The organism is Mycobacterium sp. (assembly GCF_025965855.1).
Classification (GTDB): domain Bacteria; phylum Actinomycetota; class Actinomycetes; order Mycobacteriales; family Mycobacteriaceae; genus Mycobacterium.
Map to the genome: position 1 here is coordinate 1 of NZ_JAOPWB010000246.1, position 10,435 is coordinate 10,435.

11 protein-coding genes are annotated in these 10,435 nt (G+C 68.0%); 6 read left to right on the forward strand and 5 right to left on the reverse strand.

The features are described from left to right. Positions 1–31 precede the first annotated feature (31 nt). From JWP83_RS21160 to JWP83_RS21175, 4 genes are read right to left on the reverse strand one after another with little or no spacing between them, the layout of a single operon-like run. A complete protein-coding gene (locus JWP83_RS21160) occupies positions 32–2,230 on the reverse strand; it encodes an acyl-CoA dehydrogenase (protein WP_297734252.1) in 2,199 nt (732 codons plus the stop codon). 42 nt (positions 2,231–2,272) lie between these two features. Continuing rightward, on the reverse strand, positions 2,273–3,241 hold the full coding sequence (locus JWP83_RS21165) for a 2-hydroxyacid dehydrogenase (RefSeq protein WP_297734278.1): 969 nt from the start codon (positions 3,239–3,241) through the stop codon (positions 2,273–2,275). Continuing rightward, positions 3,232–4,365 carry an alpha/beta hydrolase gene (locus JWP83_RS21170; RefSeq protein ID WP_297734255.1) on the reverse strand — a complete coding sequence of 378 codons (1,134 nt, stop codon included), beginning with the start codon at positions 4,363–4,365 and terminating at the stop codon, positions 3,232–3,234. The genes JWP83_RS21165 and JWP83_RS21170 overlap by 10 nt, the downstream gene beginning before the upstream one ends. Continuing rightward, on the reverse strand, positions 4,362–4,931 hold the full coding sequence (locus tag JWP83_RS21175) for a TetR/AcrR family transcriptional regulator (RefSeq protein WP_297734281.1): 570 nt from the start codon (positions 4,929–4,931) through the stop codon (positions 4,362–4,364). Before JWP83_RS21175 ends, JWP83_RS21170 begins: the two co-directional genes overlap by 4 nt. Before the next feature lie 180 nt (positions 4,932–5,111). Between JWP83_RS21175 and JWP83_RS21180 the strand changes: the two genes are divergently transcribed. Together JWP83_RS21180 and JWP83_RS21185 are read left to right on the forward strand one after the other, a co-directional pair. Continuing rightward, positions 5,112–5,693 (forward strand): VOC family protein, encoded by a 582-nt coding sequence (locus JWP83_RS21180; RefSeq protein ID WP_297734258.1) that lies wholly within the window; start codon positions 5,112–5,114, stop codon positions 5,691–5,693. 6 nt (positions 5,694–5,699) lie between these two features. Further along, positions 5,700–6,248 (forward strand): hypothetical protein, encoded by a 549-nt coding sequence (locus JWP83_RS21185; RefSeq protein ID WP_297734261.1) that lies wholly within the window; start codon positions 5,700–5,702, stop codon positions 6,246–6,248. Here the strand turns inward: JWP83_RS21185 and JWP83_RS21190 are convergent. Further along, positions 6,181–6,885, reverse strand: a complete 705-nt coding sequence (locus JWP83_RS21190) for a TetR/AcrR family transcriptional regulator (RefSeq protein WP_297734264.1) — start codon at positions 6,883–6,885, stop codon at positions 6,181–6,183. The genes JWP83_RS21185 and JWP83_RS21190 overlap by 68 nt on opposite strands. An 83-nt stretch (positions 6,886–6,968) precedes the next feature. Between JWP83_RS21190 and JWP83_RS21195 the strand changes: the two genes are divergently transcribed. The 4 genes from JWP83_RS21195 to JWP83_RS21210 all read left to right on the forward strand — a co-directional run bounded on the left by JWP83_RS21195 (position 6,969) and on the right by JWP83_RS21210 (position 10,404). Next, positions 6,969–7,868, forward strand: coding sequence for an oxygenase MpaB family protein (locus tag JWP83_RS21195; RefSeq protein ID WP_297734266.1), 900 nt, complete (start codon positions 6,969–6,971; stop codon positions 7,866–7,868). Between the two features lie 162 nt (positions 7,869–8,030). Continuing rightward, the gene (locus tag JWP83_RS21200) at positions 8,031–8,339 is read left to right on the forward strand and encodes a PE family protein (RefSeq protein ID WP_297734269.1); all 309 of its coding nucleotides are present in this window, start codon (positions 8,031–8,033) and stop codon (positions 8,337–8,339) included. Positions 8,340–8,341: 2 nt separating this feature from the next. After that, positions 8,342–10,084 carry a PPE family protein gene (locus JWP83_RS21205; protein WP_297734272.1) on the forward strand — a complete coding sequence of 581 codons (1,743 nt, stop codon included), beginning with the start codon at positions 8,342–8,344 and terminating at the stop codon, positions 10,082–10,084. A gap of 26 nt (positions 10,085–10,110) precedes the next feature. Further along, positions 10,111–10,404, forward strand: a complete 294-nt coding sequence (locus tag JWP83_RS21210; protein ID WP_297734275.1) for a WXG100 family type VII secretion target — start codon at positions 10,111–10,113, stop codon at positions 10,402–10,404. Positions 10,405–10,435: the final 31 nt, after the last annotated feature.

Genomic DNA, 10,435 nt, shown 5'->3' on the forward strand with positions numbered 1-10,435 from the left:
CCGGTCGGCATGGCCCGGGTTTTTCGGGCGATTACGGGTCGCGGGGCAGGCCCAGCAGCCGCTCGGCGATGATGTTGAGCTGGATCTCCGACGTGCCGCCGTAGATGGTGGTGGCCCGGCTGGCCAGCAGATACTCGCCCCACTTGCCCGGCGGCTGGTTGGTGTCTCCGATCGCGGCGTCGGTGCCGAACGACGACACCGCGAACTCGGCGTACCCCTGGCCGGTGCGCATCGATAACAGCTTCGAGATCGCGGCGGACGGCATGGCGTCACCGCCGGCAAGTGTCAACAGCGTCGAGCGCAGGTTCAGCACCTTGGCGGCATGGCCCTCGGCGATCAGCTGCCCGGCCCGGTGCTGCGCCACCTGGTCGAACTGGCCGTCGCGGACGAAATCGACGAACTCGGGAAGCGTCGCGAGGAAATTCGCGTCGCTGCCACCGATCGAGACCCGCTCCGCCGTCAGGGTGTTGCGGCTGACCTCCCACCCCCGGTTGACATCGCCGAGCACGTACTCGTCGGGCACGAACACGTCGTCGATGTAGACGGTGTTGAAAAACTCTTGGCCCGTCAGCTCACGCAGCGGCTTGACCGTGACGCCTTCGCTCTTCATGTCCAGCAGGAAGTAGCTGATGCCATTATGTTTTGGGGCGCTTGGCTCAGTTCTCGCCAGCAGCGCGCCCCATTGCGAATACTGCGCGGCGGTGGTCCAGATCTTCTGGCCGGTGATGCGCCAACCGCCTTCGGCGCGGGTCGCTTTGGTGCTCAGCCCGGCCAGGTCCGATCCGGCACCCGGCTCGGAAAACAGCTGGCACCAGACCATCTCGCCGCGCATGGTCGGCGGCAGGAACCGTTGCTTCTGTTCCTCGGTGCCGAACGCGACGATCGACGGGATGATCCATGCCGCGATGCCGACCTGCGGCCGCTTGACCCGCCCGGCGGCGAACTCCTGGGCGATGATGATCTGCTCGACCGGGCCGGAGGCCCGGCCCCACGGCTCGGGCAGGTAGGGCAGCACCCAGCCGCCCTCGGCGATCGCGACCTTGCGCGGCTCGCGGTCCATCGCCTTGAGCGCGGCGACGTCGGCCCGGATCTCGGACCTCAGCTTTTCGGTGTCGGGATCCAGATCGATGTCCACCGCGCGCATCCCGGTACTCGTCGCGGTGTCCATTACCTTTTGCGGATACTCCGAGCTGCGGCCGAAGGAGGCGGCCAGCATCACCGCCCGGCGGTAGTAGACGTTCGTGTCGTGCTCCCACGTGAACCCGATGCCGCCATGCACCTGAATGCAATCCTGCGTGCACCGTTGGGCGGCCGTCGGCGCCAGCGTCGCGGCCACGGCCGCGGCGAACTCGACGCTGGAAGCGGCGGTGTCCCAATCATTTTGGCGCGCCTCGTCGATCGCGCGGGCGGCGTCCCACACCGCGGCGGTGGCCCGCTCGGTGTCGGCGATCATCTCCGCGCACTTGTGCTTGATGGCCTGGAACTGGCCGATCGGCCTGCCGAATTGCTCACGGATCTTGGCGTATTGGGACGCCGTGTCAGTCGCCCAGCGCGCCACGCCGATGGCCTCCGCCGACAGCAGCGTCGACATCAGCGCGTGCGCGGTTGCCATGGTCAGGTTGGTCAGCGCGGCGTCGTCACCGACCTCGACGGCGTTGGCCCGCACATGCGCGATGGGGCGCAGCGGATCCAGGCTCTTCACCGGCTCGATCTCGAGCTGTTCGGCGCGCAGCACCACCCATTCCTCGCCGCTGTCGATCGCGACCGGGAGCACCAGCACCGACGCCTGGGCGGCCGCGGGAACCGCGCGGACCTCGCCGCGGATCACCAGCGCGGCACCGTGCCTGGTGGCGGTCAGGCCGGAGTCCAGCGCGTAGGCGGCGATGGCGGCGCCGGACGCCAGCTCGTAGAGCACCTTGGACTCGGGGTCGTGCGCGGAGATCAGCGCGCTGGCGATCGCCGACGGCACAAACGGCCCGGGCACCGCCCCGTGGCCGAACTCGGCCAACACGATGGCCAATTCGAGGATGCCGAAACCCTGTCCGCCGACCGATTCCGCGAGATGCACACCCTGCAGCCCCTGTTCGGCCGCGGCCTGCCAATACGGCGGGGGATTCTCGATCGGGGACTCCAAGGCCGCGTGCAGCACCTCGGACGGCGCCACCCGCGCCACCAGGGATCGCACCGAGTCGGCCAGGTCTTGATGCTCAGGAGTTATTGCGATCGGCATTGGTCGCCTTTCCTTGGCTCTTGTTCGGCCAGCCCCTTCAAGCTAACAACCAGTCGGTTGGTTGACTACATCGGTCAGCGGCTTGCCGTCGCGCAGCCGGCGGCAGTTCGCCACGGCCTCGGTCAGATACCGGCGCATGGTGTCGGCGGTGTGCCAGGTGACGTGTGGCGTCAGCACCACATTGTCCAGGCCCAGCAGCGGATTGCCGGGCGCCACCGGCTCGACCTCGAAGACATCCAGCCCCGCCGCGGCCAGCCGCCCGGCCCGCAGCGCATCGACCAGTGCGCCCTCGTCGACGACGGCGCCACGGGACGTGTTGACCAGCAACGCATTCGGCTTCATCCGGGCCAGCGCGTCGCGGCCGAGCAGATGATGGGTCTGCGCCGTCAGGGGTAGGTGCAGCGAGACGATGTCGCTGGCGGCCAGCAATTCGGGCAGCGGCCGCCAGCCCGGCCGGCCGTCGTCACGGGTGCTGGTGTGCAGCACTGTCGCCCCCATCGCCGCGACGATTTCACCCACCCGCTTGGCGATGTTGCCGTACCCGACCAGCCCGACGGTGCAGCCGCCGATGTCGCGGACCGTCTCGCCCAGCCCGGGATCCGCCGGCCAGCCCCTCCCTTGGCGGACGGCGCGGTCCAGTTCCGGTAGCCGACGCAACGCGGCCAGCATCAGCAGCACCGCGCCCTCGGCCACCGACGCCGCGTTGGCGCCCGGCATGTTGGCGACCGCTATGCCGCGTTCCGTTGCGGTCGCCACGTCGATCGTGTTCACCCCGGCCCCGAGCTTGTGCACCAGCCGCAGCCTGGTCGCGCGCCGCAGATCGGCGCCCGACAGCGGCCGGAGCACATGCCAGATCACGTCCGCCTGCGGCAGCTCTCGATAAAAGCCCGCATCGTCGTCTTCGGCGCACCATCGGACGTCAAGCCAATCCGATTCTGGCGCAACGAAGTCGAGCACCTTCTCGCCGGGAACGAAATGGGCGAGAACCCTCAACGCCTGTCTCAAGCCCACCGCTGGCGTATCCACCTGGCGATGGTATCGGCCTGCTCGGTGCGCGCGCCCGCGGTGGTGAAGTAATGGTCGCTGTCGATCGAGGCCTGCGCCTTGTCGGCGCCGGCGAGCGCGTCGTAAATGCGCCGGGCATCGGACGGGAACACTCCGGTATCGGCCTCGGCGTTGATCACCAGGGCCGGGCAGCTGATGCGGGCCAGGTGCGGCTCGGCCCGGGTCTGCGCCACCCGCAGACTCCACACGCCCAGCCAGTTACGCAGCGTGCAGGCCGCGGCGATGCCGTGCGCGGAGCGGTTCGCCTTGGCCGGGACGCCCGTGTAACACGTGTTCGGCCGGCGCTTGGTGGGCTCGATGCTGGGATCGACCATGCGGGGATCGGCCCAGGTGCGCATCACGGTGAACGGCCGATCCGAGAACCCCACGGCACGAACCCGTTTGAGCTCCATCTCGGCCCAGTCGGTGATGGCGTGGTTGCGCGCGGTCTGCGCCTGGCGGTAGCGGGTGATGAACTCCGGGGAGTACGGCGGTCCGTTGCGCTCGTTGAACAGGTCGAGGTCGGCGTCGGTGGCCACCGGGTCGTCCTCGTCGACGACGGCGGCGTCCATCCACGCCGTCAGCACGTCCGGGCGACCGGGATGGGCGGCGGTGGCGACGTAGCCGTCGGCGGGCATCAACTCGGTCAGCCCGGCCGCAGGGCGCATGCCGTCCAAGGGGGTCACGTTCGGTTCGACCGCCTGTGACTGATAGGCGGCCATCAACGAACCCCCGCCCGAATTGCCCAGCAGGACAACGGTCTCCACGCCCTGGACCTCGCGCAGCCAACGCACCCCGACTCCGACGTCGACCAGCGCGTGGTCGAGCAGGAAGCTGCTTTCGAAGCCGCGGAACCTGGTGTTCCAGCCCAGGAATCCGACGCCGCGGGTGGCCCTGTAGTCGGCGAGGAAGTGCTCGGAGAAGTCGATCTGGTAATGCGTGGCGATCATCGCCACCTTCGGCTTGCGTCCCGCCCCGCGGTGGTATAGGCCCTGGCAGGGATGCCCGCCGGCCCCGGCCCGGCCGGCGGTGGGCGACGGCAGCCCGACGAATTCGCGGACCACCGTCGCGGCGCCACTGTGACGGGTCATTTCGGCTCACCTCCGCCTTTGGAAGACGCCCCGTAGATTGCTCGGTAGTAGATGTTGGCCAGCGTCCGGATGCACGCCGCGTCGTCGGGTTCGGCCTGCCCGGTGAGCTGGATGAAACAGAACTGGTTGAACATGGCCACGATCGCCTCGGCGACCAGCTGCGGGTCGTCGTCTGGGCAGTGGCCCTCGGCCTGGGCGCGCCTGACCGTCTCGCTGATGAAAGAAATTGGCACCGCGCATATTTCGGCCCAGTACTGCGCGAAGTCGTCGTTGACCATCGCCAACTGTGAAACGCTGATCACCTCGGCGAGCCGGTTGCGGTAGGTGTGCCAGTGCGCGGCGGCGGCCTCGTACGCACGCTCGCGATCGGACAGGCCGTGCCCGGTCACCGAACGCGCGCGCTGGTTGGCCTCGTCGCGGAATCGCAGGGCCCATTGCCGGACCATCGCCTCTTTGGAGTCGTAGTAGTTGTAAAACGAGGCCGCCGAACGGCCCGCCTCGGCGGCGATGTCGGCAATCGTTGTCGCCAGGATCCCCTTGCGCGCGATGACCGTTCGGGCGGCCATGTCGATCGCGGCGTGTGTCCGCCTGCCGCGATGCGTCGGAAACGCGGGGACGTGGCCGGGCCGGTCATTCTCGTCTGCCGCGGTCGACACCTGGCGCACCTCCTGGAGCAGAACTGAATCTGATGTTAGATTCAGATTTGAATCTTGGCCAGGACCCCGCGGATCGATAGGAGCCGCAAGATGATCAAGCCGCACAACCCCAACACGGAATTCGAACTCGGCGGGATCAACCATGTCGCCCTGGTGTGTTCGGACATGGCGCGCACCGTGGACTTTTACTCCAACATCCTCGGGATGCCGCTGATCAAATCGCTCGATCTGCCCGACGGCACGGGGCAGCACTTCTTCTTCGACGCCGGCAACGGCGACTGCGTCGCATTCTTCTGGTTCGCCGCCGCCGCCGACCGGGTGCCGGGCATCTCGTCGCCGGGCGCCATCCCGGGCATCGGCGACATCACCAGCGCGGTGAGCACCATGAACCATCTGGCATTCCATGTGCCGGCCGAGAAGTTCGACGCCTACCGGCAGCGGCTCAAGGACAGAGGCGTGCGGGTCGGCCCGGTGCTAAACCACGACGAGAGTGCGAGGCAGGTGTCGGCGACGGTGCATCCCGGGGTTTACGTGCGGTCGTTCTACTTCCAGGATCCCGACGGCATCACGCTGGAATTCGCCTGCTGGGTCAAGGAATTCACCACGAGCGACAACAAGGCCGTCCCCAAGTCCGCCGCCGACCGACGGCCGCCGGTGGAGGCCGTACGCTAGACGGAGATGACCGACGGCATTCTCTCCGATGCTCAGATCGCTGCGCTGACGCCCGAGCAGCGGCGCGACCTGATCAGCCGGCTGGAGCGGCCGCTGAGCGACGTGATCGACCCTGTGCTCCTCAGCCGGATACGGCGCATCCGGTTGGGCCTGATGATCGGTGGCTCGATCGCGATGGTTCCCTGGCTCGGGTATCTGTCCATGACGCTGCCGGCGAACTACGTCGCCCACAACTGGACCGCCACGTGGGTGGTTTTCGACATCCTCTTGGTCGTGTTCATGCTGGCAACGGCCCTGCTCGGTTACCTGCGTCGCCAGCTTGTGGTGCTCGCCGCATTCACCGCGGGGGTGCTGCTGGTCTGCGACGCGTGGTTCGACCTGATGACCGCCGGACCCGACGACGTCTGGATATCGGTGGTGACCGCGCTGGGCATCGAGGTGCCGTTGGCGATCTTGCTGATCCGCGGTGCGGTACGCATCATGCGGCTCACGATGATGCGCTTGTGGCTCCTTGATCCCCGGATGCGGCTATGGCACCTGCCGCTGTTTCCTTGAGGCGGTACAGGTTTGGATTGGTGAGTTCGTCGAGCAGCGAGGCCAGGTGATCGACGAGCTGGTCGGGCTCCAATCGGACGTCGCCGGCCAGCCACGCGCTGATGGTCTGCCCGACGCCGCCAACCACGAAGTGCGCCGCGGCCTTGACGCGGTCGTTCGCCGGCGCCCGCAACGTGTCGACGGCATACTGACCGGACAGCATGGCGAAAAGCGCGCTCGATTCGGCGCGCTTGCGCACGATCACGGGGTCGCCCAGCTGAGTGTTGAACAGCAGCCGTCCGATGCGGGCGTCGCCGGCGATGGTCCGCACGATGTTGGCCATCCCCGCGCGGGTCTGTTCCTGCGCCGGTACCGCCGCTACCGCGGCCTGGGTGGTGGCGGCCAGCTCGGCCACCACCCAATCGAACAAGCAGGAGACGAATTCGTCCTTGTCGCTGAAGCTTTCGTAGAAGTATCGGGCCGCCAGGCCCGACCGGCGGCAGATGCCGCGGACGGTCAGCGCGGGGACATCCTGCCGGTCGGCCCCCAGCAGGTCCAGCCCGGCCGCCAGTAGCCGGCGGCGGCGGGCGGCCAGCCGCTCCGCGGCCTCGACGCCGCGGTAGGGCCGCGCGCTGGATGCCTCCGCCATAGCCACCATCTTGACACCAGAGCCGACACGCGACAACATCAGGAAACAAGCGTTCGCACATTTAGCGGGGCGGTGTCGCGGAGGGGTTCCCTATGGCAATTCACGAGACGATTCGGCAGGTGGAGCGTCCCATCGCCGATTCGCCCCGGCGGTCCCGCTCGCCCCGCCGCGGGCGGGCGTCGGGCATCGACGAGGGTTTGATGGGCGTGGCGTTGCTGGCCGGGCCGGCGAACGTGATCATGCAGTTGGCGCGGCCCGGCGTCGGCTACGCGGTGCTGGAGAGCCGCGTCGAAAGCGGCCGGGTGGACCTGCACCCGATCAAACGGGCGCGCACCACCTTTACCTACCTCGCGGTGGCAACCGCCGGCAGCGATGCGCAGAAGGAGGCCTTCCGTCGGGCGGTGAACCGGGCGCATGCGCAGGTGTACTCCACCCCGGAAAGCCCGGTGGCCTACAACGCCTTCGACGTCGACTTGCAGCTGTGGGTGGCGGCATGCCTGTACAAGGGCGGGGTCGATATCTACCGCACCTTCATCGGCGAACTGGACGGCGAGGACGCCGACCGGCATTACCGGGAGGGCATGGCGCTGGCCACCACGCTGCAGGTGCCGCCGCAGAGCTGGCCGGCGGACCGGGCGGCCTTCGACCGGTACTGGCAGGAGTCCCTGGCGAAGGTGCACATCGACGACGCCGTTCGGGAATACCTGTATCCCATTGCCGCGGGACGCATTCGGGGCGTGGCGCTGCCGCGCCCCCTGCAGCGCCTGTCGGACGGCTTTTCGCTGCTGATCACCACGGGCTTTCTGCCGCAGCGGTTCCGCGACGAGATGCGGCTGCCGTGGGATGCCGCCAAGCAACGGCGCTTCGACCGGCTGATGGTGGTATTGGCCGCTGTCAACGGCATGATGCCGTGGTTCGTCCGGAAGTTCCCCTTCAACGTGCTCCTGTGGGATATCGACCGCCGGATCCGGACAGGGCGTCCGTTGATCTAGCGCTCACCGAGGGCAACTCGACTGCGGCGTGGACATCCGCCCAAGCCGCGGGAGGCTGCTCGCCGCATGCAAGGCATTGGACGCCATCCAGTTGTTAACGACAATCATTTTCAGTACGCTTCTGGCAATCGGCCCAGATTTCCAGCCCGGGAGTGTCTGTCCATGACATTGCGTGTCCTGCCCGAAGGCCTGGTCGCCGCTGCTGCGAGGGTCGACGCGGTGACCGCCCGATTGGCGGCCGCCCACGCCGGCGCTGCCCCCTTGATAACGGTGGTGGCGCCGCCGGCGGCCGACCCGGTGTCGCTGCAGAGCGCCCTCTTGTTCAGCGTTGCGGGCACCAGACACGAGGCGGTGGCTACCGAAGGCATCCAGGAACTGGGCCGCTCGGGTCTCGGGTTGTGCGAGTCGGGCGCCAGTTACGCCGCCGGTGATGCCGCGGCGGCATCGTCGTATCTGGCCCCAGGCGGCTGACGATGACGGCGCCGATCTGGATGGCCGCACCGCCGGAGGTGCACTCGGCGTTGCTGAGCAGCGGGCCGGGGCCGGGATCCCTGGTGGCGGCGGCGGGGGCGTGGAATTCGTTGAGTGCTGAATACGCGTCGGTGGCGCAGGAGCTCAGCGCGTTGCTGGCGTCGGTGCAGGGCGGCGCATGGGAGGGCCCCAGCGCCGAGTCGTATGTGGCGGCGTATGTTCCGTATCTGGCGTGGTTGATGCAGGCCAGCGCCAACAGCACGGCGGCGGCCGCCCAGTTGGAGACCGCGGCCGCGGGCTACGCCGCCGCGCTGGCGGCCATGCCGACCCTCGCCGAACTGGCCACCAACCATGTGGTTCACGGCGTGTTGCTGGCCACGAATTTCTTCGGGATCAACACGATCCCCATCGCGGTCAACGAGGCGGACTATGTGCGGATGTGGGTTCAGGCCGCCCTCACGATGGGGACCTATCAAGCGGTGTCCGGTGCCGCGGTGGCGTCCACGCCGCAGACCACCCCGGCGCCGCAAATCCTGAAATCCGACGCGACAACGAACCCCGCGGCGAGCACCAACCCGCTGCAGGACTTCCTGCAGCAGATCCAGCAGTTCTACCAAAGCCTGCTCACCAACCCGTCGCAGGTCGATCCGGGCAATCCGCTAAATCTCCCGCCGCAGGTCGTGCAGGCCCTGCAGAACTTCGGTATCGGAAACAGCCCTGTCGCACACGCCCCGCTGATCGACAACCCGGTGGATGACCTGGTTTCGAATATCCTGCAGAACTTCGGGATAAATTGGAATCCCAGCGCGGGCACGGTGAACGGACTCACCTACGACGCGTATGTGGATCCGAGCCAGGCGATGTGGTGGGTTGCTCGATCCCTCGAAGTCTTTGAGGATTTTCAACAGTTCGGCGTATATCTGACGCAAAATCCGGTACAGGCTTTTCAATACCTGATCAGCTGGCAACTGTTCGATTTTCCGCTTCACATCGAAGAATTTGCTTACTTTGCGGGCGTGCCCTTCCAGGCGGTGTACGCCGCAATCCCCGCGGCGGCTGCCCCGCTCGCGTCAGTGGGCGGCCTCGGCGCGCTGGGCGCGCTGGCCGCCATCCCTCAGCCAGTTGTGGCTCTGGCACCCGTTGCCGCCGCACCCAGCGTGTTGCCGGCCGTAGGGCTGACCTCAATCGCCGTCCCGGCCGCGACCCCTGCGACGGCGCCGGCACCTGCCCCGACGCCCAGCCCCCCGGCCCCTCCGGCTCCGGCCCCGCCACCGCCACCGCCCGCGGCCGCGGGTGCGGTCGGTTTTGTCCCCCCGTACGCCGTTCCCCCCGGCATCGGATCCGGCTCGGGGATGAGTGCCAGCGCCGCATCCAGCGCGAAAAGGAAGGCGCCCGAAGCCGGTAGCGTCGCGGCGGCGGCCGCTGCGAGCGCCCGCGGGGCGGCGCAGGCACGGCGGCGCCGACGGGCGAGGCAGCGTGGTTACGGCGACGAATTCATGGATGCCAATATCGACGTCGACCCGGATTGGGACGCCGCGGCCGGCGGGCCGACTTCGGCCTCGGACCAGGGTGCCGGAAATCTCGGGTTTGCCGGCACGGCACCCAAGGAGTCGGCCGCGAGGGCGGCGGGCTTGACCACGCTGGCCGGTGACGAGTTCGGCGGCGGCCCCAAGATGCCCATGATGCCGGGCACCTGGGGCCCGGACGGCGCTCCCGAGGAAGGTGACGGAGCGCGTGACAGCTAGCACCCGAAAGAACGAAGGGAATTGTTATGAGTTTGTTGGATGCGCATATTCCGCAGTTGGTGGCGGCGCAGTCGGCGTTTGGCGCTAAGGCGGGGGTGATGCGCAGCACGGTCAGCCAGGCCGAGCAGGAGGCGGTGTCGGCGCAGGCGTTTCATCAGGGTGAGGCGTCGGCGGCGTTTCAGGCCGCGCATGCGCGGTTTGTGGAGGCCGCCGCGCGGATCAACACGTTGTTGGATATCGCCCAGGCCAACCTGGGGGATGCTGCGGGCACCTATGTGGCCGCCGACGCGGCGGCGGCGTCGGGTTACACCGGGTTCTGAGCCGGTTTTGGTAGACGAGAAAGGGTTTGTG

Coding starts and splice junctions, on each gene's coding strand:
- JWP83_RS21175 (WP_297734281.1), bottom strand. CDS start 4,931: ATGGCCGCCCGAACGGTCATCGCGCGCAAGGGGATCCTGGCGACAACG.
- JWP83_RS21170 (WP_297734255.1), bottom strand. CDS start 4,365: ATGACCCGTCACAGTGGCGCCGCGACGGTGGTCCGCGAATTCGTCGGG.
- JWP83_RS21200 (WP_297734269.1), top strand. CDS start 8,031: ATGACATTGCGTGTCCTGCCCGAAGGCCTGGTCGCCGCTGCTGCGAGG.
- JWP83_RS21185 (WP_297734261.1), top strand. CDS start 5,700: ATGACCGACGGCATTCTCTCCGATGCTCAGATCGCTGCGCTGACGCCC.
- JWP83_RS21180 (WP_297734258.1), top strand. CDS start 5,112: ATGATCAAGCCGCACAACCCCAACACGGAATTCGAACTCGGCGGGATC.
- JWP83_RS21190 (WP_297734264.1), bottom strand. CDS start 6,885: ATGGTGGCTATGGCGGAGGCATCCAGCGCGCGGCCCTACCGCGGCGTC.
- JWP83_RS21205 (WP_297734272.1), top strand. CDS start 8,342: ATGACGGCGCCGATCTGGATGGCCGCACCGCCGGAGGTGCACTCGGCG.
- JWP83_RS21195 (WP_297734266.1), top strand. CDS start 6,969: ATGGCAATTCACGAGACGATTCGGCAGGTGGAGCGTCCCATCGCCGAT.
- JWP83_RS21160 (WP_297734252.1), bottom strand. CDS start 2,230: ATGCCGATCGCAATAACTCCTGAGCATCAAGACCTGGCCGACTCGGTG.
- JWP83_RS21210 (WP_297734275.1), top strand. CDS start 10,111: ATGAGTTTGTTGGATGCGCATATTCCGCAGTTGGTGGCGGCGCAGTCG.